The sequence below is a fragment of the Cytophaga sp. FL35 genome (assembly GCF_014349235.1).
Classification (GTDB): domain Bacteria; phylum Bacteroidota; class Bacteroidia; order Flavobacteriales; family Flavobacteriaceae; genus Euzebyella.
The window spans coordinates 1-24,224 of record NZ_JACSOH010000013.1 but is presented as its reverse complement, the minus strand read 5'-3'; the positions used below and the strand labels follow the sequence as shown (position 1 = coordinate 24,224).

Sequence of the window (24,224 nt, the reverse complement as noted above, 5' to 3'; positions counted from 1 at the left end):
GAACATGAAAATTATATATAGAATAACCTCAGTTGCGTTTTTAGTCTGTTTACTTATAGGGTGTACCGACGATTTTATAGAAACCAATACAGACCCCAAAAACCTTTCTGAAGATCAACTAGATGAGTCAGAAGTTGCCCTAGTAGCTCGAAGAGCTATGTTTGGTACGGTATATTACGGCAATGACTTTTTAGGCCCCTTTCAGTTAGGCCATTCATTGTTTACCGATGTTTATGCAAATTATTTTGCCACCACGGCGGCCAACTTTGATAGTGATCAATTTACTCTCGTTGGAAGGTGGTTGAACGGAGCATATGTTTCTCAAATGAGTGATGTAGCCCCAGAACTAAAATTTGTATTAGACTTTACTGAAGAAAACGGGTTAGAAGTAGAAAACGCCATTTTCAAAATTTGGAAGGTATATTTTTACCACAGAGTCACCGACCTTTGGGGTCCAATAAACTACAGCAATTTTGGTGATTTAGAGACTACTCCCCTTTTATTCGACTCGCAACAAGACATATATTCAGACTTTTTTGAAGTATTGGACGAAGCAACAAGTGTACTTGCGTCAAACGCTGGACAGACTAAGTTCTTTTTAAATTCTAACCAAGACATGGTTTTTCAAGGCGATCTAGATAAATGGAGGACTTTTGCAAACTCCTTACGTTTACGGTTGGCAATGAGGGTAAAATATGTCGACCCGTCATTAGCGCAGGCGGAGGCTGAAAAAGCAGTTGCGCAAGGTGTAATGACAGATATTAGCCAAAATGCATTTATAGTTTCTGATGATGTAGCAAACTATAGAAATAGCTATAATACTATTACACAATGGGGCGAGTTTAGAATGAGTGGTGACATGGAAAGTATACTTAAGGGGTATAGAGACCCAAGAGTTTCATCATTCTTTGCGGAAGCTGTTCAACCTGATGCTTCAGACGACCCCGCAGGGTTAACTTTCAATTATGAAGGATTGCAGAATGGTCAATTAAAAGCAACAAAGCAAGATCCCAATCTAAACCTAAATAATTCGGATATGGCCCCTGCTTACACAGAGGCAAATGCTGTTGGACCCAATTACCCTTTAATCAGGTTGGCCGAAGTAAACTTTTTACTAGCAGAAGGTGCCTTAGAAGGATGGAACATGGGCGGAAGTGCCGAAGAATTCTACAACCAAGGTGTAATGGCCTCACATATGGAATATGGTTTGGACGGTACCGACCTCATGGGTAATGATTATGTTACCAGCACGAATGTACCTTTGGGTATTAGTTCAGATATTTCAGCCGTTTCGTCAGTACCCGTCGCTTACGATGCAACTGCCGACGTCGAATACCAATTGGAGCAAATAATTACTCAAAAATGGATTGCCCTATACCCTGATAGTGAAGAAGCCTACGCAGAAAGAAGAAGAACGGGTTATCCTACTTTATACAATAGGGTAAATTCTTTAAATACAAACATTGGCGTTGATGAAATACCTAGAAGAATGCCGTATACAGATGTTGAAAGAAATAATAACACAGCAGCTGTTGAAGATGCCATTAATGACCCCAATAAACTAGGGGGGCCTGATAACGGAACAACCAAACTATGGTGGGACGCTAAAAACTAGATTGAAATAAACAAAAAAGGCCGCATTAAGCGGTCTTTTTTATTTTTACCAAATTTTATGATTTAAGTTCTTAAGCAGTATGAAAAAGGTATTGGTTTTCTTTCTAGTATTCACAGCATTCTTTTCTTGTTCTTCAGATCCAAATAACAAGCTTTTCTCTTTACTTAGTTCAAGTCAGACTGGGATAAATTTTAAAAACACGACACAAGAAACTGAGGAATTCAATGTATTAACCTATGGCTATTTTTATAATGGCGGGGGTATTTCTGTAGGTGACCTAAATAATGACGGACTAGCTGATTTATATTTTACTGGCAACATGGTAGGAAGCCATCTTTATATCAACAAAGGTAATTTCGAATTTGAAGAAATATCAAAGGAGGCCGGAGTATTTGCTGAAGGTCTATGGAACACTGGTACTACAATGGCAGATGTGAATTCAGATGGACTACTGGACATTTATGTCTGTCGCTCAGCTGCACAATCCCCCAAAAAAAGAAAAAACCTGTTGTTTATCAATAATGGGGACTTAACCTTTTCAGAGAAAGCAAAAGAATATGGTATTGACGACAGCGGATATTCCACACAAGCTGCGTTTTTCGATTATGATAAAGATGGGGATCTTGATTTATTCATTCTTAACCACTCCACACAAGAATATGCCGGTTTTAGCCAAATAACCGCTCGCTTAAAAAGTAAGAAAAATGATGCGTCCTCGGATAAGTTGTACAGAAACGACAATGGCGCTTATGTAGATGTAAGCCTAGAAGCAGGTCTAATAACTAATGTCTTAGGTTTTGGACTAGGTGTTGCCATTTCTGATATCAATAATGATAATTGGCCAGATATTTATGTTTCCAATGATTACAATGAGCAAGATTATCTGTACATAAATAATCAAGATGGAACTTTTACAGAAGATTTAGAGCGTTATATAGGTCACTCGTCATTATTCTCCATGGGTTCTGACATCGCCGATATTAATAATGATGGCTTTCCTGAAATTATGACTTTGGATATGCTTCCTGAGAGCAATCAAAGAATAAAAATGGTTTCCGGCCCTGACAATTATGATAAATATCAACTATTGGTCAATTCTGGTTTCTACAATCAGACCATGCGCAACATGTTACAATTAAATAATAACGGAGAGTCTTTTTCTGAAATAGGACAACTGTCAGGAGTCTCCAGCACAGATTGGAGTTGGGCTTCTCTTTTTGCGGATTTAAACAATGATGGTTATAAAGATATTTACGTTACCAACGGCTATAAAAGAGACTACACCAACATGGATTTTATGAACTTTGCCGTACAAGAAAAATTGAAAGAAAATCGAACTGGTGAACAAACGGCTATACTAGACCTCATAAAAAATATACCATCGACAATCGAAGAAAATTACACCTTTCAAAACAATGGTAATTTAACCTTCACCAAGGTGAACAAAGATTGGGGACTTGATCAAAAAACCCTGTCCAACGGTGCTGCATACGCTGATTTAGACAACGACGGAGACCTAGACCTTATCGTTAACAATACGGATGAAAGAGCCTTTATTTACAGAAACAATGGTGAACTTTTAGCAAAGAATAACTTCCTTAAGGTCTCTTTAAAAGGTATAGGGAATAATTCCTATGGAATCGGGGCCAAGGTAACTGTCCAAACGAAGAATAAAACTCTTACCCAAGAATTGATGCCTACAAGAGGATTTCAGTCTTCTGTAGATTATAATTTATTGTTTGGTTTGGGAAAAGAAACACAGATAAAAAGTGTTACCGTGCTTTGGCCTAACAACCAAAACCAAAAAATTCAAAACGTAGACATCAATCAAAAGATTTTAATTGATCAAAAGGAAGCAAATGATTCCTTCACAGCCGAAAAGCGCGAGAGCAAAACCCTATTCACCAATATTGATGCCGATAGCATAATTACTTTTCTGCATTCTGAAAACAACTACATCGATTTTAAAAGAGAGCAATTACTTCCCCATAAATTATCTACCGAGGGGCCGGCTTTAACCGTAGCTGATGTCAATTCAGACGGGCTGGAGGACTTTTATATCGGTGGAGCAAAGGGGCAACTAGGTAAACTCTTCCTGCAAAATAAGAATGGGTCTTTTTCAGGAGTTTCCATTGAAAGCGATGATGGATTTGAAGATATAGATGCGCTTTTTTTTGACGCCGATAATGACGGGGATAAAGATTTATATGTGGTAAGTGGTGGGCATGAAAACGAAATAGAATCAGTTCACTTACAAGACCGGTTATTCCTTAATAATGGTCAGGGAAGGTTTAGAATTAGTGATAATGGCCTGCCCAAAATTTTTGCTAATGGATCTTGCGTAAAAGCCTCCGATTATGATGGTGATGGAGATATTGATTTGTTCATAGGCAGCCGTTCCGTACCAGGAAAGTATCCTACGACCCCAAATAGTTTTCTACTTGAAAATAACGGAAAAGGTCAGTTTACTGATGTTACCACAAAATTTGCAATAGGTTTACAATCAATTGGTATGGTTACCGATGCCAAATGGTCAGATTTAAATAAAGATGGTACGCAAGATTTAATCATTGTTGGAGAATTTATGCCCATAAAAGTACTGATGAATGTCAATGGTGAATTTGTCGATGAAACTGAGCACTCTGGTTTAGAGAATACAGAAGGCTGGTACAATACTATAGAAAGAGGAGATTTTGATAATGATGGGGATGAGGATTTTATAGTAGGTAACTTTGGTCTAAACTCTCAATTAAAGGCCTCTTTGGAGAAGCCTGTTCAACTTTATTCAAAAGATTTTGACTCCAATGGATCTCTTGACCCTATTCTTACCTCATATAATATGGGAGAGAGTTATCCGATATTTTCAAAAGATGATTTGGTAGGCCAGCTAAGCGGCCTCAAAAACAGATATGTGAATTATTCAGATTATGCGGACCAGAAAATAACGGATATTTTCTCTAGTGAAGAGCTATCTGATGCTACGATTCTAAATGCCTACAATTTTGCTAGCTCTTACATTGAGAATCTAGGCAATGGTAAATTTAAAATTGTTCCACTCCCCTTACCTGCTCAATTTGCTCCTGTATATGCCGTTCAAATAGAAGATTTTAACAATGATGGCCATCTAGATGCCCTTTTGGCCGGTAACTTTTTTGGAACTCGCGTTAAGTACGGTAGGTACGATGCCAATAAAGGAGCGCTGTTCTATGGCGACGGCAAGGGTAATTTTGAATCTGTTACCAATGATATTAGCGGTCTCAACATAAATGGGGAGGTCAGGGCACTAAACTCCATAAAGAGCACTAACAACCAAAATTTTCTATTAATAGCTAGAAACAATAATAATGTATCAACCTACCATTACCATTCTAACTAAAAATAATTATGCATCTTACCACCAAACAACTATTATTTTTTCTAGGCCTAAATTTATTATTCTTAAAAACCGGAGCTCAAAATGTTACCATTAGGGAAGAAACCATCCCATTGGAAACCTATGATTACGGTAAACCTAATCCGGTACCAATTTTAAGTGAGAACCCCAAGATATATCCCTACTTTAAATTTGAAGAATACGAGCATCAATCATCAAAGAAAGACTGGAAGGTTGTTACCTTAGAAAACGATTATATAAAAGTGTTGGTACTACCTGAAATTGGTGGTAAAGTCTGGGGAGCCATTGAAAAAAGTACTGGAGAAGAATTTCTTTATCAAAATGACGTGGTGAAGTTCCGAAATATAGCTATGCGAGGCCCTTGGACCTCTGGTGGAATTGAATTTAACTTTGGAATTATTGGTCATCATCCCGGTACGGCAACCCCTGTCAATTATCTCACCAGAAGAAATGACGACGGTAGTGTAAGTTGTTTTGTAGGTACGACAGATTTACCTTCCAATACAATTTGGCAAGTTGAAATACGATTGGAAGAAGACAAAGCTTATTTTGAGACCAATGTAAACTGGTACAATGCTTCCCCTTTATCCCAATCTTACTATAATTGGATGACGGGCGCAGCAAAAGCTTCCGATGACCTTCAATTTTTTATTCCCGGTACCGCCCATTTAGAGCACGGAGGAAAAGCACATTCATGGCCGATTGACGACAAAGGAAGAGATTTGTCTTTTTACAAAAACAATAATTTTGGATCTTCTAAATCCTATCATATTGTTGGGACCTATCAAAATTTTTTCGGCGGATATTATCACGATACGGATTTTGGCTTTGGACAATGGGCACCCTATGAAGAAATGCCAGGACAAAAATTATGGTTATGGGCGCTTTCAAGATCCGGGGGCATTTGGGAAGACCTTTTAACTGACAAGAAAGGCCAATACATTGAATTTCAAGCAGGCAGGTTGTTCAATCAATATTCGCCTGGCGAGACCAATCCCATAAGTCAAGTTGGCTTTGATCCCTATTCAATGGATAGCTGGAGTGAAATTTGGTTTCCGTTTAAAAAAATTAAAGGTATGGTAGATGCCTCACCCTATGGTGTTTTAAATGTAACCAAAGAAAACGGACAAATAGTAATAGGACTTAATGCCCTTCAACCATTGAATCATAAGCTAAAAGTTTTTAAAAACGGAACTCAGCTTTATAGTGAGATGTTGGTATTAAAGCCTATGGAAATTTACCAAAAACCCCTTGATTTGGATGAAAACGATGAGATTGAAATAATTGTTGAAGGAGCTGACCTCAATTACAGTTTAGATTCTAAAAAATTAGAGCTAAAAAGACCTTTTGCTCCTAAAGAAGATGTTGTTCTTACCGGAAACGACCTAGTGCTGTTTGAAGGAGAAGAAGCCCTTGAATTTCGGGATTTTGCTCTGGCCGAACAAAAATTTAATGAAGTCTTGGCAATGAATCCTTCTCATATGAGAGCTTTGACAAATCTCGCCGATATTGAAATAAGAAAGGCCAACTACGATAAATCATTGAAACTTTTAAACAAGGTCTTGTCACTTGACACCTATCATACAAAGGCGAATTACCTAGCTGGTCTTGCTTACAGGAAGAAGAACAATTTAGTAAACGCCCTAGAATCTTTCGGTTGGGCGGCGCGGGATATGAAATTTAGGTCCGTTGCTTTTGCCCAAATGGCAGAACTATACCTATTAAATCAAAACTTAAAAAAAGCAGCATTGTATTCCAAAAAGGCATTGGATTTTAACACCTATAATCTGAATGCAAGAAAAGTGCAGATAATGGTGTCTCGATTAAGTGAGGATTCAGAAACATATCAAGATAAGCTTTCAAAATATAAAGAATTGTTTCCTCTGGATCCTTTTGTACAAGCCGAAAGCCATTTTCAAAAAGATTCTAGTCTAGAACTTAATTTCGATGCGGAATTAGGGGATGATATTATACTTGGCCTCGCACTAGATTACCTAGGTGTTGGATTGACCAAGGAAGCTACCAAGCTTTTAAGCTACAGTTCTGTAGCCGTAAAAAACAAATTATGGCTTGCCTTTATCAACGCCGATAAGGAACTAGAAAAATCATCTAACACTTTGGATGAAATCAGTAAAGAACCTGTTGACTTCGTACACCCCTTTCGTCCAGAAACACTTGACGTATTAAATTGGGCAACTACCGAGAATGACCATTGGAAATACCAATATTACCTAACACAAAACCTATACGCGGTAGGAAGACAAAAGGAAGCTGATAGCATACTTGAAAATCTAAAAATGCTACCAACTTCTGATGTTTTTTACCGATTTAGAGCTAAAATGCTTTCTGAAAGAAATGTAGATTTAATCAATCAAGATTTTGAAAAAGCCTTAAGCTTAAATAAGTCCGACTGGAAAATTTGGGAAGAGTACATCTTTTTTTGCTTGAACAACAAATCGTACGATCAAGCCTATTCCCTTTCAAAAAAAGCCTATAAAAGCTTTAAAAATAATTACAACATTGGCTTGGCTTATGCAAAAAGCTTATTGGTAAAGGAAAAGTATAATGAAGTGCTTAAGTTACTGAATGTAATAAAGGTATTACCATATGAACATGCTAGCGAAAGCAGAACGATTTATGAGCGTGCCCATTTATCCTTGGCCGTGAACCTGTTAGAAAAGAAAAAAATTAATGAAGCTATCGGCATATTGAGAAAAGCGAAAGAGTGGCCTGAAAACATCGGAGTGGGTAAACCATTCCAACCAGATGAAAGAGCTCAAAATTTTTTATTAGCGAAAGCTTATCAGAAAACAGGTGATTCCGTTCAGGCAAAGGAACTTTATAATTCCATTTCAACCTACTCGGTAGGACATGCTGACCGAAACACCATTAATCACATATTTGGTCTATTGGCTTTTAAAGAGTTAAATGAACATCAACAGTTAGAAGAATTTAAAAATATAATAGCCAATTATTCAGAAAAACAAGTTCAAACCAGGGTAGGGTTAGAAATATTTGGTAATCCTAATGCGATTGTTAGTCCTGATAATATCCCATCCGATATTTTAGATGTAATCAAATACGCTTTTGAACAATAAAAAATGCCCCTATTATGGGGCATTTTTATTTTTCAAGTATTTAAGTTACTTAGCTCCCCATTCTTTTAGAGAATCGGTATTCATTTTGATATAATCATCATTACCCGCTTCCTTCGCTTTTGCCAAAGACGCTTTCGCGGCTTTAATTGCTGCTTTTTTATCTCCGGCCTTTGCTTTGATCAAGGATTGCTGGCGTAATTGCCAAAAGGCAGGCTCATCAGTCATTTCCATGGCCTTGTCCATCCATTTATCGGCTTGGGCTATGTCCTTGTCTTCTGAAGAATAATAAACTGCCGCACCAAAATAGTCATTGGCGGTAGGGCTTCCGGACATAACACTTTCTATGCTTTTAGATACCTTTTCGTCTGTTGGAAACTCCAAGGGTATACCTACATAAGTACGCTCCCACATTAATCCCAATAAGGCAGAACTATTCGTTAAATCATCTAAAGTGATGGTAAAAGTTTCAATATCTACAGGTAATTGGTAAGCATCTACGGTTGTTTTAGCCGCTACTTTGGAATCATCCCATTCCTGTGGGTATCCTCCGCCATCGGCTTCGGTGTAGAAATAAATTTCCCAAGACTGTTGACCGGGTTTGGTATATAAGGCATAGGAACCTGCGGCTAAGGTTTGCCCCGCAACCTTAATGTCATCACTAAATGTTATCTTGGTTCTGGCATTCGCACCTGTGCGCCATATTTCCCCATAAGATTCTAATTCACCAAAGATTTTTCTACCACGCATAGAAGGTCTTGAATACTCAACTGTAACATCTGTTAAACCTACTTTTTGCTCCAATTTGGAGAAAGGACTTGGGGCAGGTGTGGCTATTTGCGCTTCCGCTACCATTGAAAGTAAAAAAGCAAAGGTTAAAAGGAATAATTTTTTCATTTGAATTGATTTTATAGTTTCTCAAAACTAGTTATAAACTAAAATTGAGTTTGTTAATAAATACTTAAATTAAAGGTGCTCAATCAACCACAAATGATTTGGAAATCAACTTCTTACCGCCTTTAATCGTCATAAAGTATACCCCAACTGGAAAATCAGAAACGTCTACGTAGTAAGGGTTGGCATCCGGTAAAAGAATTTCTTTTATACTTCTGCCTGTAACATCAAAAATATGTAGGTACTCTATTGTTCCAAACTCAATGTCCGACTCAATGGTAAGAACAGAGTCCGTTGGACTATTCTTTATTCTAATGTGCTCCTGCAATGGAATATTTGTAGAATCCTTGGGAGTTTCCTGAGGAGGGTTTTCAACATCCGGAGAATCATCTGAACTATTGTCAACAAACCTTACCTTATATAGCCGAGATTTGAAGTTGAGCGATAAATTACTATTCTCATAATTCTCACTACTAATGAATAATTCAGTTTCCCGAGCAAAAGTGACAGCTTCTACTTGAGATATTCCAATTTGCAACCGTTCCTGTTCTATTTGACCTCCAAAAATGCTTCCTTTTTCAAGTCCAGTAATTTTGGCAATAAATGGATTTAACAAATTGGAGTATCCTACTAAAATTAAAATTTCATTTTGAAGAGTGGCCCCGGTAACCAATCCGTTTATTTGATAACCATCCAGTTTTTGGGCTGTATGGGTCCCGCTAGTTTTAGGCAACGAATAGGCTACAGTTCCATTTGTCTTCCATTGTTTAGTGAGGATAATAATTTCATTTTGGTAAACAAACAAGGCTTCTGCATCCCAGTCAGAGTTTCCGCTATCTTCAAAATCCAATTGGTCCTCATACGTAAATTGTATCCTTTCAGCCTCTATTTTATCCAACGAAAAAAAATCCTTCTTTAAAATTTTTAGAATACTTAAATCTCTTCGTACCCCTCTATTATTACCAATATCACCTATGTAAAAGTAATCGTCATCTTGAGCTACGTCTTCCCAATCAACATTTTCTGCATTGGTAATTTCCACTCGTCTTTTTACAGTCAAGTTTACCGTATCCAATTCATATAATATAGGTTCGTTGCTGGAATCATTGTGCGTTACTAACCTACCGAAATCATAAACAAGCCCAGATGTTTCCCATATCTCCTCAGGGAGGTCTCCTATAACCTCTATATTCACTTGAGCGTAGGATGCAAAATGTACCAATGGTACTATAAAAAAGTGGAAAAAGTGTTTCATAGCATTTCGGGTGATGAATGTACAAATTCGACAGAAATAGAACTCAATCCATGAAAAAACTAGTTGTTTAACTATTTTAATTTATTATTAAACAAAATGAATATATCTTTGAACAAAAGTAGTAATGAAACTATATCAACTATATTCTAAACAAGACCTACCTATTTCAAAAGATCAAGCATGGGAATTTCTATCAGACCCCAAAAATTTAAAGGTAATTACCCCTGATCATATGGGATTTCACATACTATCTGGAGCAGACAGGCCTATGTTCCCGGGTCAAATTATTCAGTACAAAGTTTCACCTTTTCCTGTGGTCAATACACGTTGGGTAACAGAAATTACCCATGTCAAGGAGGGTGAATATTTCGTAGATGAACAACGTTTTGGCCCCTATGCATTATGGCACCATAAGCACTTCATAAAAGAGATAGAAGGGGGAGTTGAAATGGAGGATATTATTGATTATAAGCTTCCAATGGGCATTTTAGGGCAGTTAGCCCATCCTTTATTGGTCAAGAAGCAATTGAGACAAATATTTTCCTTTAGAGAACAAAAACTTATTGAGCTTTTTGGTACTATGCCCAACGGTAATCGAGAATTTTACATGAAAGCGATTTAAATCAATAAACACATGAAAAAAAATATTGTATTGATAGGAGGTTCTCATGGAATTGGATTTTCATTGGCAAAAATACTTTCGGAACATCACAACGTTTATGTCGCTTCGCGTACTATTGATAAGCTGGAATCATTAAATGTAACCCACATTCCTTTTGACGTTACCAAAGACACCTTGGATACTACGTCCTTACCAAATGAAATTAACGGATTTGTCTACTGTCCTGGTAGTATAAATCTAAAACCTTTTAAAATGTTAGGAGTCAACGCATTTGAGGAAGAGTTAAACTTAAATTTTATTGGTCTTGTAAAAGTTCTTAAAGAACTTATGGCCCTATTTACCCAGAACAGTTCCCTAGTTTTCTTTAGTACCGTCGCTGTAGGAACGGGTATGCCATACCACACGAGTATTGCTGCCGCAAAAGGAGCAATAGAAGGCTTTGCAAAATCATTGGCGGCGGAATATGCTCCAAAACTAAGGGTAAACGTAATCGCTCCTTCATTGGTAGATACCCCATTGGCAAGTAAACTATTGAGCAACGAGAAAAAACAAGAGCAAATGGCGGAGCGGCATCCACTGAAAAAGGTAGGCAACCCAGATGAAATAGCAAAAATGGCTAAATTCCTTTTACTGGATGATAGCAGTTGGATAACGGGACAGGTTTTACATTTAGATGGTGGCCTATCTACATTGAATATTAATTAAAGAAAGGAAATATTAAATTTTATGTCTGATAAGATTTCAGTTTTTTGGTTTCGAAGGGATTTACGCTTAGATGATAACGTAGGCTTTTTGGCGGCATTAAAAGGAGATTATCCAGTAATGCCTATTTTTATTTTCGATTCTGAAATACTGGACAAATTACCAGAAGACGATGCTCGGGTAACGTTTATTCATGAAACGCTTCAGAATATGAGGAAAGAACTTCAAGAAGCATACGGAAGTTCAATCGCAATGTATCATGGTACTCCAAAGCAAATTTTCAAAGAACTCGTTTCTGACTACCAAATTGATTGCGTGTATACCAACCACGATTATGAACCTTATGCGAGTGAACGGGATGATGAAATCAAGAAGCTACTGAATGATAGCGATATTGAGTTTAAAACCTTTAAAGACCAAGTTATCTTTGAAAAAGACGAGGTGGTAAAAGATGATGGTGACCCCTATATAGTTTACACTCCTTATAAAAATAAGTGGAAGGAGCATTTTAAAGCTGATGAACACTTGAACATTCATTACACAAGTCAATATTTAGATAACCTTGTTAAAAATAGCCGACTACCCAACTTATCTTTAAGCGATATCGGTTTTAAAACCTCATCCGTTAAAGTTCCCGATTTTACGGTGACCCCTACCCTCATCCAGAATTACGAGAAAACAAGAAACTTTCCTGCCAAAGACCAAGGTACTTCACGTTTAGGTCCTCATTTGCGCTTTGGTACCGTTTCCGTTCGTAAAATGGTCAAAAAAGCTATTGCCGAAAAGAACGAAGTTTTTTGGAGCGAACTTATTTGGAGGGAATTTTTTATGCAAATCCTTTACCATTATCCGAAAACGGTCAACGAGGCTTTTAAGAAAAAGTACGACCGAATAGATTGGAGGAACAATGAAGAGGAATTTGAAAAATGGAAAAAGGGTGAAACGGGATTTAAATTGGTGGATGCCGGAATGCGCGAACTTAATGAAACCGGATACATGCATAATCGCGTTCGTATGTTGGTCGCCAGTTTTCTATGTAAACATTTGCTTATTGACTGGCGCTGGGGCGAAGCTTATTTTGCTGAAAAATTACTGGATTATGAAATGAGCAGTAACGTAGGTAATTGGCAATGGGCCGCGGGTAGCGGTGTGGATGCTGCCCCTTATTTCAGAATTTTTAATCCTATGACCCAGGTCGATAAATTTGATAAGGATAAAAAATATATTTCAGAGTGGGTTCCAGAGCATGATTCGGATTCTTATCCCGATAAAATGGTCGATCATAAAGAGGCTCGGGAACGCTGCTTGAAAGTCTATAAGGAAGCCGTGAGCTAAATTTATCTTGCCAATTGCTTGTCGAGTATTCGCTGCTCTGACATTCGATGTTTTAAGATATTCACATACCTAAGAGCGTTGCTAATTTCATAATCAGCATACGACCTTGAGGCCCACTCCATGGCCTTGTTCAGGTCTCCATTAATTTCGTTGATAATGGCCATATTGTAACAAGCCCGCCCAGCTATTTTCATATCAGGATTTTGAACTTCACGCTCCCATAAGTCTGCTGCACCATCCCAATCGCCAGTTTGTGCTCTTCTTTGGGCGATTTTAAAATTATCGGTTCCCTTAACAAAATACTCCCTGGTCACCCTTCTGCTCAAAGGCCTTAAATCTGAGGCGTACGCGCTACCTAAATTTGTACTTGTCTGTAATACTGCTTCCTTTCTTCCTATTATAGCTTCCACGGCCTTCATGGGATTGATTCCCTCGCCATGACTGACCACTTGGTGATTTTCGACAATTTCATCCAAGACAATTTTGTGGTTGGGATTGTAAACACGCCATCCGTTTTTTATCGTAGTAAACAAGGTCACCTTGTGTCCGGGTACATTCGCCTTTATTCCCAGATTATTGGGAATGTTTATCATTTTGGTTTCAAAATTCACCTTAGTATCGGTATCGTACATTTCCAGGGATAAAAGCGCATCCACCCCATTTTCTTCGCAAATCTTCTCAACATCTTGCCAACTTAACGCTGCAGGAAAAACCCCTAATCCTTTCTTTTGAACCTCAATATCATTTAAAACCTTAACGGATTCGAATCTATTAATGGCCGTTAGTTCATCATACAACCCTGAAACTGCTGCCTCCGCTCCCTCTTTGTCAAGGTTGAGTCCTTCCAGAGAGAGGATTTTATCAATTTTATCAACGGTCTTGTTACTCTCAGAAGGTAAACTCCTGTTGATTAGACCCACTTTAACAACATCATTGGGTACGTTAATTCGTGCAGGTTCTAAAACCCCCATGGTCAGCGTACTGGTAGAACTACAGCTGGTAAAAATCATGGTCAGAAAAGCAGTCGTGAGTAAAATACGGAAAGCGCTCATATCGGTTAAGTTTGGTTTAGGTCTTGTTTTGAAACAAAGACTTACTTAATAACTGTTAACCACCTAAATATATTGCCTAAACAGACCTAATGCCCTATGTACATGATTGGATTCTAATACTTTCTTTCTTAATTTGAACTGCTGTTCCTATTAGCGAAAAAAATCTTTTGAATTCAAAATCTACTATTTTAGTTTGGAAATTAAACTTGTTTCCTTTTAGACATAGTCCTCCAACAAATCTATTATTCTACAAGCTGAACCAATTCATTAAACACTTGACCTTTTAAATTAAACTGTGATGACCTTAAAGATTTGTCAACTGCTTTTTGACTTTGGGTTGGTGGTTCTTATATGGATGGTGCAACTTATCATTTATCCAAGTTTTAAAAATTACGCTAAGCCGGATTTGAATCAATGGCATCCCATTTATGTGCATCGAATTGCATTAGTGGTCATTCCCCTAATGTTCGGACAATTAGGTTTAATACTTGTTGAAATTACAAAAGGATTTTCTTGGTATTCTTTGGTTAACCTATTGTTGATCCTTTTCGTATGGGCATTTACTTTTAGTTTTTTTGCTCCCGCACATAAAAGAATTTCAGAAGACAATTATACCCCTAAACTCATTCAAAGGCTAATACAAAAAAATTGGGTCCGCACCGTGGTGTGGACCCTTGTATTCATATGGAACCTTCTGTGGTTTCCTTGGTAAACTTAAACCCTGGTAATTTTGGCGCCAATGGCCTGTAAACGGGTGTCTATGTCTTCATACCCTCTATCTATTTGCTCTATATTGTGAATGGTTGAAGTACCTTTCGCAGATAATGCGGCAATAAGCAATGAAACCCCTGCCCTAATATCGGGCGATGTCATGGTTGTAGCCTTCAAGGTGGATTTGAAATTGTGACCAATGACGGTAGCCCTATGCGGATCACAAAGGATGATTTTAGCACCCATATCCAATAACTTATCCACAAAGAAAAGACGGCTTTCAAACATTTTCTGATGAATTAGCACTTCCCCTTTTGCCTGAGTGGCCACAACCAATATGATACTTAATAAATCTGGAGTTAAACCAGGCCAAGGAGCATCTGCAATGGTCAAAATGGAACCATCTATATAATTCTGTATTTCATACCCGTCCTTATGTTCAGGAATGTAAATATCATCTCCTTTTCGCTCAAGTTGAATACCCAGTTTTCTAAATACGGTAGGAATTTGTCCTAAGTCGTCCCAACTTACATTTTTGATAGTCAACTCGCTTCGGGTCATGGCAGCCAAACCTATCCAGCTACCAATTTCAATCATATCCGGAAGCATGGTGTGATCCGTACCTCCCAGTTCTTTTACTCCTTCAATCTCCAATAAGTTTGAACCAACTCCTGAAATCTTGGCGCCCATACGGTTCAACATTTTGCAAAGTTGCTGTAAGTAAGGCTCACAAGCGGCATTGTAAATTGTTGTCTTTCCTTCTGCCAAAACAGCTGCCATAAGAATATTGGCTGTACCAGTTACGGATGCCTCGTCTAAAAGCATATAGGTTCCCTGAAGTTTATCGGCCTCTACCCCGTAAAAATACTCCTCCTTATTGTATCTGAATTTGGCCCCTAGATTGATAAAACCTTCAAAGTGGGTATCCAATCTTCTGCGACCGATCTTATCGCCACCGGGTTTGGGAATGTAACCCTTACCGAACCTTGCCAATAACGGTCCAACCAACATAATGGATCCACGAAGTCCGCGCCCATCTTGTTTAAATTGTTCGGATTGTAAATAATCTAGATTAACATCATCCGCTTTAAAGGTGTAGGAACCTTTGCTTTTCTTCTGGATTTTTACGCCCAAATCCTCTAATATAGAAATGAGCTTGTTAACGTCTACAATGTTGGGTATGTTATGGATGGTAACTTCTTCTGCTGTTAAAAGTACAGCACAAAGTATTTGCAGAGCCTCATTTTTAGCCCCTTGCGGCGTAATTTCACCAGATAACCGGTGGCCGCCTTCAATTTTAAAGGTGCCCATGTAAGATGTTGGATATTAGTATCGCTTTTTACCGCGATTATTGTTTCTTGAATTTTTTTTACTGGAACTACGATTGGATTTGGACACTTTATTTTTCAAAAATTGCCCGCTATCCGTAAGGTTCTCCCCAGAAAGGTCTATTTGTCCATCGCTCAATTCATATAGGTGATCAAAAATTGCCTTATCATCCACTGTATCCTTGTTCCAGTTGAGATAGCATTTTTTCATATGATTGGCAATGGTATATTCCAAGCCATCTCTCATATCCCCTTTTTCCCATTTTACGGCCACATCGATCATCCTTTTGATATTATTACCGTAAAACCGGTACTTTGGATGATTTTGAGGATACTCCAAAGGATCAGGACGTTTTTGTAATGTTTCCTGACTGGTAATGGGAAAGGGAGATTTTACATCCAGTTTAAAATCGGACATAATAAAAAGCTGGTCCCAAAGTTTATGCTGAAAATCGGGCACATCGCGCAAATGGGGTTGGATATTGCCCATAACGCTAATAATTGCCTGTGCAATTCTATTGCGCTCCTCTTCGTCTTCTATAGATACGGCATAGTCTACCATTTTTTGAAAATGACGACCGTATTCCGGTATTATGAGCTTTGAACGCTCCGTATTATATTCTAGGGTCTCTACTGGTGGATTCAAACTAAAACTATTTTGCTTAAAAATAAGTGGAAGTAAACTAATAACGCCTGCAAATTAAGAAAATTATAGGTCAAAAGCTATTTACAGCGAAATAACACCCTCTACTTGGCCTACTTCCTTATATTTTGCGATTACCTCCTCCGGACTTTTGAGATTCACAGTTACGGAAACGCTCGTATACTTCCCCTTTTTAGATTTTTTAGATTCGATAACAGCTCCCGTATTATCAAAAATTTTTTGGATTTGGTCAATTTTCTCCGGATCGCTCAGCACAATGAATTTATAAAGGTAATTAGAGGGCCATGTGGTACTTTCCTTTAATTGGTCTAATAACCTAGCGTAAAACTCTTCAGATTTATTCTGGTCCATACAAATGTTTTTACAAAGGTAGTCCTTCCCCCTAGCATTTTAAAATAGTTGGGGATTGATTACTTTTGCGGTACTAACGCTTTTCTATTGAATCCATTAAAAGTAGTAATTACAGGCGGCCCTAGCACCGGAAAGACTTCCGTCATAGACCTTTTGGAAAAAAAAGGTTATTTCTGCGTTCATGAGTTGATACGAAGTATGACATCGGCAGAAAAAAAAGAGGGCAATGAAGATGAATTTATAACCAACCCTATAGTCTCTGTCAAAGACCCGGAAAAATTTAATAAGGCCTTGTTAGATGGGCGCGTGGGCCAATACCAAAATGCACTCAAAAAAAATACGAATGTAGTTTTTTTTGATAGGGGCATACCAGATGTTCACGCCTACATGCATTGTTTCGATCAAAGTTATGATCAGGATTTTGCCCAACCCAATTATGATTATAGGTATGATCACATTTTAATTATGCCCCCGTGGGAAGAAATTTACGCCGTTGACAATGAACGGTTTGAGACCTATGAGGAGTCCTTAAGGATATTTGAAAGCCTGCAGAGTACTTATATAAAATTTGGATATGATGTTACTTTGATTCCCAAGGATTCTGTAGAAAAGCGCACAGATTTTATCCTAGACCACCTTAACTTGATTTGATGATAACAGACCCCAGAGATACATTACAACGGTATTGGGGCTTTTCAGGTTTTAGAGGCTCCCAGAAAAAGATAATTCAGGCCGCCCTTAACGGTGAGGATGTCTTGGCCCTCCTTCCTACCGGAGGAGGAAAATCTATTTGTTTTCAAGTTCCTGCCATGTCCCAAGAAGGAATTTGTATTGTTGTCTCCCCTTTGGTAGCCTTGATACATGACCAAGTTACCAATTTAAAAAACCGTGGAATTAAAGCTATTGCCCTAACAGGGGGAATATCTTTTGAAGAACTTGTACAACAATTGGACAACTGCCTCTATGGCGGCTATAAGTTTCTTTACCTATCTCCGGAAAGATTGCAACAAGATTTGGTAATAGAGCGCATCCAACAGATGAACGTGAATCTCATTGCCATTGATGAAGCGCATTGCATATCTCAATGGGGACATGATTTTAGACCGGCTTATTTGGATTGTGGACAATTAAGGGTCCTTCTTCCAACAACACCTATAATGGCCTTGACGGCGACGGCCACTAGGGAGGTTGCCAAAGACATAATTACCCATCTAAACTTAAAAGAGCCTTTAAATGTAAAGGATTCCTTTTTAAGGGAGAACATTGCATTTAAAGTAAAAATTACGGAAGATAAACTTTACCAACTAAAACAACTTTGCGGTCGCAACAAGAGCAGTGGCATTGTGTATACCAGCTCCAGGAAGATGACGGTAAAACTTGCACATTATTTGAATTCCAATCAAATAAGCGCCACTTTTTTTCATGGGGGATTGACCAAAAAGGATAAACAGGACAAACTTCAACAATGGCTCAATAATGATGTTTTGATTATGGTAGCCACTAACGCCTTTGGTATGGGGGTAGATAAACCAGATGTTGGCCTAGTAGTGCATTATCAAATTCCGGATAGTCTTGAAAATTATTTTCAAGAAGCAGGTAGGGCCGGTAGAAACGGCCGATCTGCCCAAGCAATTCTACTTACAAATGAAGAGGATGAAAGTTTATTGAAGAAGCAGTTTTTAGGTTCACTACCAGATACCTCATTCTTAAAAAAATTGTATAACAAACTCAATAATTATTTTCAGATTTCCTTTGGGGAAGGACATAATGAAAGTTTTCAATTTAACTTTAATGAGTTTGTGTCCATTTATAAACTAAATCCGTATTTGGCCTATAACTCACTAAAAGTATTGGATCAGTATTCGGTCATTTCCTTATCGGAATCATTTTCGAAACTTACTAGCGTACAATTTATAGCGCGCAAAGAGAAAATATTCGATTATTTAGAGGTCTATCCGAGAGCTGAATTAGCCGTTAAAACAATTCTTAGGACTTACGGAGGTATATTTGATTTTGAAACAAAGATTAACACCCATCTAGTTGCCCAGAAAACCGGACTTCCAGAAGCACAGATTCTTTCTATTTTAGAGCAACTGGAAAGGGATGAAATCATTGCTTACGTAAGTAAGCACAATGATTTAGACCTTACATTTTTGGTACCAAGGGAAGATGACCGCACCATCAATGTTTTTGCGTATAAGGTAAAAGAACTCAATCATAAAAAAGCTGAAAAGCTAAGAGCAATGATGAAATACGTTCATACGACCAGCATATGCCGTAGTAAACAATTACTGACCTATTTTGGAGAAAGACTATCGGATGATTGTAAAAGATGTGATGTTTGCCTAGAAAAGTATGGGAGCAACGTTTCAATTATAAAGGTCCAAGAATCTATTACACACTTGCTAGATGCCGGTGCTAAGAGTTCACGTATTCTGAGTGAACACTTAAACATAGAAGAACCTATTTTACTAAAAGCTTTAAGGAGCCTTCTCGAGCAGGAAAAAATAAAAATCAACACAAAAAATGAATATGAGCTACGGTAAGCGTAGCCAAAATTAAGAGTATGAAAGACGTACGAATAGTTTTTATGGGCACTCCAGAATTTGCTGCAACCACACTCAAAACTTTGGTTAAAGCCAAGTATAATGTTGTGGGTGTTATAACAGCACCGGACAGACCAGCAGGCAGAGGCAGAAAAGTACAGATGAGCGATGTTAAAAAATATGCGTTGGAAGCTGGGTTACAAGTGCTGCAACCAACCAATCTTAAAAATGAAGATTTTTTAACCGAGTTAAAAAGTCTCAATGCAAACCTACAAATAGTGGTAGCCTTTAGAATGCTACCAAAAGCTGTATGGTCCATGCCTGAGTTTGGCACTTTCAACCTACATGCATCCCTATTGCCGGACTATAGAGGTGCAGCTCCTATAAACTGGGCTATAATGAATGGGGAAACGGAAACAGGCGTAACTACATTCTTTATTGATGAAAAGATAGACACCGGTGAAATAATCCTTCAAGAAAAGACCGCCATCGAACCCAATGACAACGCCGGTGTTTTACATGACAAATTGATGAACCTTGGAGCCGACCTTGTACTTAAGACAGTAAAAGAAATAGAAAAGGGCCCCATTATCACCACTCAACAACCGCAAAAAACAAAGTTTAAAGAGGCATTTAAAATTCATAAGGACACTTGTAAAATTGATTGGAACAATTCCCTTGAAGATATTCATAACCATATTAGGGGTTTGAGCCCCTACCCTGCTGCTTGGACAAAAATGACGAATGGAGCGGAAGATTTAATTGTAAAAATCTATGTTTCCGAACGTGAAAAAGAAGATCATCAACTAGATGTGGGGACTATTGTGAGCTCAAAAAAGGAAATAAAGGTGGCTGTAAAAGATGGTTTTCTTAATATATTGGAGATGCAATTACCTGGCAAAAGAAGAATGAGTACCAAAGACATCCTAAACGGCCTTCAATTGGAGAAAAATGCACGAATGTTGTAAAGCCCCGTGGTTATTGGCCTGCGAGAGAAGGTAAAAAAAGCCCTACTTTATTAACAAACCCCCTGAGTTATCAACAAAAACCCCGATTTACCCCCATTTTACTTGCGTTGCAGGCAAATCCGTATAAATTTGTTAGACGATTTAAATTATTATAACAACAATTAATTTAATTACATTATGAACAAAACAGAATTGATTGATGCTATGGCAGCAGATGCCGGCATCACAAAAGCGGCAGCTAAAAAAGCATTGGAATCTTTCTTGGGTAACGTTGAGGGTTCTCTTAAAAAAGGTGATCGTGTATCATTGGTAGGATTCGGTTCTTGGTCAGTTTCTAAAAGAAACGCTAGAGAAGGTAGAAACCCATCTACAGGTAAAACTATTAAAATCGCGGCTAAGAATGTTGTTAAGTTCAAAGCTGGATCTGACTTGGCAAACTCTGTAAACTAATTAGTCTTACAAGTTATAATATAAAAGCGCTTCGATTGAAGCGCTTTTTTTATGCCCATATGTGGATTTTTATAAGAAATATCTTATTTTAGATAATATATGACCTAGAATGCCAGCTTATGACCGAATTTAAACCACATAAAGGCAAGCTACTTATTGCAGAACCGGCCCTTACAGGTGATGTCTCCTTTAACCGGTCTGTTGTTTTATTGGCTGAACATAATGAAGAAGGCTCCGTTGGCTTCATTCTAAACAAACCTTTGGAGTATTTTATCAATGATTTGATAAATGAGATTTCCATTCCTTTTCAAGTCTATAATGGCGGTCCCGTAGAGCAAGACAACCTCTATTTTATACATAGGGTGCCCCATTTAATTGAAAATAGTATTGAAATTTCCGATGGAATCTATTGGGGAGGTGATTTTGAAAAAATCATCGATTTGATCAACAAACAGGTCATTTCAGAAAATGACATTCGGTTTTTTCTAGGATATTCTGGTTGGTCTTCTCTTCAATTAGATAGAGAGCTCACTTCCAAATCATGGATTGTGGTCCAGAACGACTATGAAAGCGATATTATCAATAAGGCTGCGGATGCTTTTTGGAAAGAAAAAATGCTAGAGCTGGGAGGAAATTATCTGCTGTGGTCCAACTCCCCGGAAAACCCAAGTCTAAATTAATATCCTAACTTAGACGGGCCAAGGCATTTAATTTTCCTAAAAGGCTTTTCGCCACTTTATTTTCATAGGTTTTTTTTCTGTATTTGGTCACCGGTTGAATCCCTATTATACTATTGGTAATCCACAATTCATCTGCCTTTTGCAGTTCAAAAGGTGACACGGCCTCTTCTACCAAGTTGATATCGACATCCTTTTTCAATATTTCTATCAACTTTTTTCTCAAAATTCCGTTTAAGCATCCGTTTTCTAGAGGTGGTGTCTTTATTTCATTCCCTTTTACAACGAATAGATTACCATTTAAAGCTTCTACTACCTGCTTTTGATTATTGACCAATAGACAGTTGTCATATCCGTTCTCCTCTGCATAAATGCTTCCAACCACATGAAGAACCTTGTTATTGGTTTTTAAATTGGAAAGCATATCTGGATTCACATAAAAGTCTTTGTACAATTCCACCTCATAGGCTTCCTCATTTAATACAAAAAAGGGTTGATTCCAAGCCTTTGCTTCTATGATGTATGAAATATCATTGGTTGTTGGAAGGTAGAGTCCACCGTTATTTCTGTAGACCGTAAACCGCACACGGGCAGGCACGTTCTTTAAATCCTTCCCCTTGATGGTTTCAAGAACCTTTTCTTCCAAAAACTCCATGGTAAAATCCATAGGAATTTCCATACGTAGAATTCGCATGGAAGCCATGAGTCTTAGATAGTGGTCTTCCCAAAAAATAAGTTTACCGTTTATGCACCTAAAACTTTCAAAAAGGGAATCTCCATAGCGAAGGCCTCTGTTTTCATGATTCAAAAAAAGTTCTCCCTGCAGTAATCTTCCGTTAAAATTGACCATAAAAAAAGCCTTAAAAAAATTTAAGGCCCAAATATAAGGTTAATGTAGTAAAGGAGCCTACTTAGACCCTAATACCTGTTTAAGGTCACCTACTTGATTTCTCCACAACATTTTAGCTTCCTCTACCTCATCTTCTTCTGCAAAATCTGTAATAAAAAGTGAAACATCTTTGGTAATCTCGTCCACTATTATTTTCATTTCAAAAAAGGAATCATCTTCGTTGTCTACCCAGGTAAACTTTACAAATTCCTCACTTTTACGTTTAAGTAATTTGGCTTCTTCTTCGGCACCATCCCAAATAAAATTGAAAATCTCTCCTCTAGAATTTACATTGTCCGCGAACCACTCAGACAAACCTGAGGGCGTTGATATATATTGATACAGTAATTGTGGGGAAGCCTGTATTACAAATTCAAGTTCAAATTTTAACTTATCCTCCATTCTTTATTTTTAAGTATGGGCAATATATATATTTCCTTATGATAAAAAAATAAAACTCTAAGAATATTTTTTATGCATTGAATGTTGAAGAACCCGAATATTACCATTATATTTGCAGCCGTTTTAGAAAATGATAGAGCGATAAAATTCTATTTGTTTCTCAGGAATAGTGAGTTTTTTAAGCTTTATTTTATTAGTTATGGCGAGGTAGCTCAGCTGGTTAGAGCGTCGGATTCATAACCCGGAGGCCGAGGGTTCAAGTCCCTCTCTCGCTACTAGTATTTAAAGAAAGACCCGAGATTTACTCTTGGGTCTTTTTGTTGGGTACAACATAGGTACAACATCCTGTAGTGGACTTTCACCAAAAAGGTAGACATTTAGATAAAAGTCATGCGGTTAATTTTCGGTTATACTTCTCGTTTTCAAATTTCTCTATGGTTTTATAATGCAATGAGAGTATATCCTTTTTTCAGTTGTACCAAGTCTCCATCCACCTAAATTTCGATAATTTCGCTTGGGACCTAAAGCTATAGTTTCGATTTTACACCCATTCAACCTTCAAGCTTTTGAAGAAAGATTCTGCTACGGCATTGTCCCAGCAATTCACTTTACTGCTCATTAAATGTACCACTGTACCATTATATTCTTTTTGGATATTAGGTAAACTTGTAACTGGCATATTTTGATTCCCTATCTAAAAGGATAATAAGCTTGTTCCTAATATCGTTCATCCTTATCGCCTTCTTTCAAGCTGGTGATTTCCTCCCGTCAACTGGACAGTATACTACTGGAGAATACCGGGCGAATAAATGCTTAACTTTATACAACTTTTTGCTTATTAGACGATCAAAATATTCGGAGTCGCAGATTGTATTTGCAATCAAATGGGTATAGACGGGAACCCATTTCGAAAAAGTCTGCCGGAAGATGGGGATGCTCAATATATGCGCTTTTTTTTGAAATTACAGATATAGAAATCGTACCAGATAATTAATAGGCTGTATAAGTTGTCTTAGCAATCCTCTTATTAAATTACACCACTCTTTTGGCCATCAATTTTTACAACACTGTAATTCTAATATGACATTTCCTTTATGTGGACGATTGTGCTATTGGTTCAAAAATAATGTTTTTGAGAACATACAGGCCAAGTTCAATTTTATACATTCTAACGGATTTTTAACTTAAATAAAGTAGTATGAGAAATGAAAAATTGATACATGCATTGGGAAGTTGTATCAACCATTGCAATTATTGTGCGGACGCTTGCCTAG

The 24,224-nt window shown here is 37.7% G+C and carries 20 protein-coding genes and 1 tRNA gene; 13 read left to right on the top strand and 8 right to left on the bottom strand.

The window, feature by feature from the left end; translation table 11 throughout:
* The first annotated feature begins 4 nt into the window (after nt 1-4).
* From BIZ36_RS11785 to BIZ36_RS11775, 3 genes are all read left to right on the top strand, one after another.
* Nucleotides 5-1,615, top strand: coding sequence for a SusD/RagB family nutrient-binding outer membrane lipoprotein (locus BIZ36_RS11785; RefSeq protein WP_187458111.1), 1,611 nt, complete (start codon nt 5-7; stop codon nt 1,613-1,615).
* A 79-nt stretch (nt 1,616-1,694) separates the two neighbouring features.
* Nucleotides 1,695-4,991, top strand: coding sequence for a VCBS repeat-containing protein (locus tag BIZ36_RS11780; protein ID WP_187458110.1), 3,297 nt, complete (start codon nt 1,695-1,697; stop codon nt 4,989-4,991).
* An 8-nt stretch (nt 4,992-4,999) separates the two neighbouring features.
* Complete coding sequence (locus BIZ36_RS11775; RefSeq protein WP_187458109.1) at nt 5,000-8,107, top strand: DUF5107 domain-containing protein; 3,108 nt, start codon at nt 5,000-5,002, stop codon at nt 8,105-8,107.
* Nucleotides 8,108-8,152: 45 nt separating this feature from the next.
* On the opposite strand, the gene BIZ36_RS11770 is transcribed toward BIZ36_RS11775, so the two are convergent.
* Nucleotides 8,153-9,001: a DUF2911 domain-containing protein gene (locus BIZ36_RS11770; protein WP_187458108.1), complete on the bottom strand. Its 849-nt coding sequence runs from the start codon at nt 8,999-9,001 to the stop codon at nt 8,153-8,155.
* Nucleotides 9,002-9,080: 79 nt separating this feature from the next.
* Nucleotides 9,081-10,253: a T9SS type A sorting domain-containing protein gene (locus BIZ36_RS11765; protein WP_187458107.1), complete on the bottom strand. Its 1,173-nt coding sequence runs from the start codon at nt 10,251-10,253 to the stop codon at nt 9,081-9,083.
* Between the two features lie 124 nt (nt 10,254-10,377).
* Between BIZ36_RS11765 and BIZ36_RS11760 the strand changes: the two genes are divergently transcribed.
* Genes BIZ36_RS11760 through BIZ36_RS11750 form a run of 3 tightly spaced genes read left to right on the top strand, consistent with a single transcriptional unit; the run spans nt 10,378 to nt 12,912 of the window.
* Nucleotides 10,378-10,875: an SRPBCC family protein gene (locus BIZ36_RS11760; RefSeq protein ID WP_187458106.1), complete on the top strand. Its 498-nt coding sequence runs from the start codon at nt 10,378-10,380 to the stop codon at nt 10,873-10,875.
* A 12-nt stretch (nt 10,876-10,887) separates the two neighbouring features.
* Nucleotides 10,888-11,580, top strand: a complete 693-nt coding sequence (locus tag BIZ36_RS11755; RefSeq protein ID WP_187458105.1) for an SDR family NAD(P)-dependent oxidoreductase — start codon at nt 10,888-10,890, stop codon at nt 11,578-11,580.
* Nucleotides 11,581-11,601: 21 nt separating this feature from the next.
* Nucleotides 11,602-12,912, top strand: a complete 1,311-nt coding sequence (locus tag BIZ36_RS11750; protein WP_187458104.1) for a cryptochrome/photolyase family protein — start codon at nt 11,602-11,604, stop codon at nt 12,910-12,912.
* A 2-nt stretch (nt 12,913-12,914) separates the two neighbouring features.
* Here the strand turns inward: BIZ36_RS11750 and BIZ36_RS11745 are convergent, their stop codons facing one another.
* Entirely contained in the window at nt 12,915-13,964 is a 1,050-nt protein-coding gene (locus BIZ36_RS11745; RefSeq protein WP_187458103.1) for a DUF6340 family protein, read from the bottom strand.
* A gap of 298 nt (nt 13,965-14,262) precedes the next feature.
* Between BIZ36_RS11745 and BIZ36_RS11740 the strand changes: the two genes are divergently transcribed.
* Nucleotides 14,263-14,676: a hypothetical protein gene (locus BIZ36_RS11740; protein ID WP_187458102.1), complete on the top strand. Its 414-nt coding sequence runs from the start codon at nt 14,263-14,265 to the stop codon at nt 14,674-14,676.
* 2 nt (nt 14,677-14,678) lie between these two features.
* Here BIZ36_RS11740 and murA read toward each other — a convergent pair whose 3' ends face one another.
* The 3 genes from murA to BIZ36_RS11725 all read right to left on the bottom strand — a co-directional run bounded on the left by murA (nt 14,679) and on the right by BIZ36_RS11725 (nt 17,018).
* On the bottom strand, nt 14,679-15,986 hold the full coding sequence (gene murA / locus BIZ36_RS11735; RefSeq protein WP_187458101.1) for a UDP-N-acetylglucosamine 1-carboxyvinyltransferase: 1,308 nt from the start codon (nt 15,984-15,986) through the stop codon (nt 14,679-14,681).
* Between the two features lie 15 nt (nt 15,987-16,001).
* Nucleotides 16,002-16,649 carry a DUF4290 domain-containing protein gene (locus BIZ36_RS11730; protein ID WP_187458100.1) on the bottom strand — a complete coding sequence of 216 codons (648 nt, stop codon included), beginning with the start codon at nt 16,647-16,649 and terminating at the stop codon, nt 16,002-16,004.
* Nucleotides 16,650-16,730: 81 nt separating this feature from the next.
* On the bottom strand, nt 16,731-17,018 hold the full coding sequence (locus BIZ36_RS11725) for a DUF493 family protein (RefSeq protein WP_187458099.1): 288 nt from the start codon (nt 17,016-17,018) through the stop codon (nt 16,731-16,733).
* An 87-nt stretch (nt 17,019-17,105) separates the two neighbouring features.
* Here BIZ36_RS11725 and BIZ36_RS11720 point away from each other — a divergent pair, with 87 nt between their 5' ends.
* The 5 genes from BIZ36_RS11720 (at nt 17,106) to BIZ36_RS11700 (ending at nt 21,662) form a co-directional block, all read left to right on the top strand.
* On the top strand, nt 17,106-17,669 hold the full coding sequence (locus BIZ36_RS11720; RefSeq protein ID WP_187458098.1) for an AAA family ATPase: 564 nt from the start codon (nt 17,106-17,108) through the stop codon (nt 17,667-17,669).
* The gene (locus BIZ36_RS11715; protein ID WP_187458097.1) at nt 17,669-19,564 is read left to right on the top strand and encodes a RecQ family ATP-dependent DNA helicase; all 1,896 of its coding nucleotides are present in this window, start codon (nt 17,669-17,671) and stop codon (nt 19,562-19,564) included. Before BIZ36_RS11720 ends, BIZ36_RS11715 begins: the two co-directional genes overlap by 1 nt.
* A 20-nt stretch (nt 19,565-19,584) precedes the next feature.
* Nucleotides 19,585-20,532, top strand: coding sequence for a methionyl-tRNA formyltransferase (gene fmt / locus BIZ36_RS11710; protein ID WP_187458096.1), 948 nt, complete (start codon nt 19,585-19,587; stop codon nt 20,530-20,532).
* A 177-nt stretch (nt 20,533-20,709) separates the two neighbouring features.
* The gene (locus BIZ36_RS11705) at nt 20,710-20,982 is read left to right on the top strand and encodes an HU family DNA-binding protein (protein WP_072994911.1); all 273 of its coding nucleotides are present in this window, start codon (nt 20,710-20,712) and stop codon (nt 20,980-20,982) included.
* 119 nt (nt 20,983-21,101) lie between these two features.
* Nucleotides 21,102-21,662 carry a YqgE/AlgH family protein gene (locus tag BIZ36_RS11700; RefSeq protein WP_187458095.1) on the top strand — a complete coding sequence of 187 codons (561 nt, stop codon included), beginning with the start codon at nt 21,102-21,104 and terminating at the stop codon, nt 21,660-21,662.
* 4 nt (nt 21,663-21,666) lie between these two features.
* On the opposite strand, the gene BIZ36_RS11695 is transcribed toward BIZ36_RS11700, so the two are convergent.
* Nucleotides 21,667-22,509 (bottom strand): aminotransferase class IV, encoded by an 843-nt coding sequence (locus tag BIZ36_RS11695; protein WP_187458094.1) that lies wholly within the window; start codon nt 22,507-22,509, stop codon nt 21,667-21,669.
* Nucleotides 22,510-22,566: 57 nt separating this feature from the next.
* Complete coding sequence (locus BIZ36_RS11690; protein WP_187458093.1) at nt 22,567-22,950, bottom strand: START-like domain-containing protein; 384 nt, start codon at nt 22,948-22,950, stop codon at nt 22,567-22,569.
* Nucleotides 22,951-23,151: 201 nt separating this feature from the next.
* Between BIZ36_RS11690 and BIZ36_RS11685 the strand changes: the two genes are divergently transcribed.
* Nucleotides 23,152-23,225, top strand: a tRNA-Met gene (locus tag BIZ36_RS11685).
* The last annotated feature ends 999 nt before the right edge of the window (nt 23,226-24,224 follow it).

Bases quoted from the DNA above. Each gene is read 5' to 3' on its own strand.
- BIZ36_RS11750 (WP_187458104.1), top strand. From the start codon at position 11,602: ATGTCTGATAAGATTTCAGTTTTTTGGTTTCGAAGGGATTTACGCTTA.
- BIZ36_RS11740 (WP_187458102.1), top strand. From the start codon at position 14,263: ATGACCTTAAAGATTTGTCAACTGCTTTTTGACTTTGGGTTGGTGGTT.
- BIZ36_RS11755 (WP_187458105.1), top strand. From the start codon at position 10,888: ATGAAAAAAAATATTGTATTGATAGGAGGTTCTCATGGAATTGGATTT.
- BIZ36_RS11745 (WP_187458103.1), bottom strand. From the start codon at position 13,964: ATGAGCGCTTTCCGTATTTTACTCACGACTGCTTTTCTGACCATGATT.
- BIZ36_RS11715 (WP_187458097.1), top strand. From the start codon at position 17,669: ATGATAACAGACCCCAGAGATACATTACAACGGTATTGGGGCTTTTCA.
- murA (WP_187458101.1), bottom strand. From the start codon at position 15,986: ATGGGCACCTTTAAAATTGAAGGCGGCCACCGGTTATCTGGTGAAATT.
- fmt (WP_187458096.1), top strand. From the start codon at position 19,585: ATGAAAGACGTACGAATAGTTTTTATGGGCACTCCAGAATTTGCTGCA.
- BIZ36_RS11765 (WP_187458107.1), bottom strand. From the start codon at position 10,253: ATGAAACACTTTTTCCACTTTTTTATAGTACCATTGGTACATTTTGCA.
- BIZ36_RS11705 (WP_072994911.1), top strand. From the start codon at position 20,710: ATGAACAAAACAGAATTGATTGATGCTATGGCAGCAGATGCCGGCATC.
- BIZ36_RS11780 (WP_187458110.1), top strand. From the start codon at position 1,695: ATGAAAAAGGTATTGGTTTTCTTTCTAGTATTCACAGCATTCTTTTCT.
- BIZ36_RS11695 (WP_187458094.1), bottom strand. From the start codon at position 22,509: ATGGTCAATTTTAACGGAAGATTACTGCAGGGAGAACTTTTTTTGAAT.
- BIZ36_RS11700 (WP_187458095.1), top strand. From the start codon at position 21,102: ATGACCGAATTTAAACCACATAAAGGCAAGCTACTTATTGCAGAACCG.
- BIZ36_RS11770 (WP_187458108.1), bottom strand. From the start codon at position 9,001: ATGAAAAAATTATTCCTTTTAACCTTTGCTTTTTTACTTTCAATGGTA.
- BIZ36_RS11690 (WP_187458093.1), bottom strand. From the start codon at position 22,950: ATGGAGGATAAGTTAAAATTTGAACTTGAATTTGTAATACAGGCTTCC.
- BIZ36_RS11760 (WP_187458106.1), top strand. From the start codon at position 10,378: ATGAAACTATATCAACTATATTCTAAACAAGACCTACCTATTTCAAAA.
- BIZ36_RS11725 (WP_187458099.1), bottom strand. From the start codon at position 17,018: ATGGACCAGAATAAATCTGAAGAGTTTTACGCTAGGTTATTAGACCAA.
- BIZ36_RS11785 (WP_187458111.1), top strand. From the start codon at position 5: ATGAAAATTATATATAGAATAACCTCAGTTGCGTTTTTAGTCTGTTTA.
- BIZ36_RS11775 (WP_187458109.1), top strand. From the start codon at position 5,000: ATGCATCTTACCACCAAACAACTATTATTTTTTCTAGGCCTAAATTTA.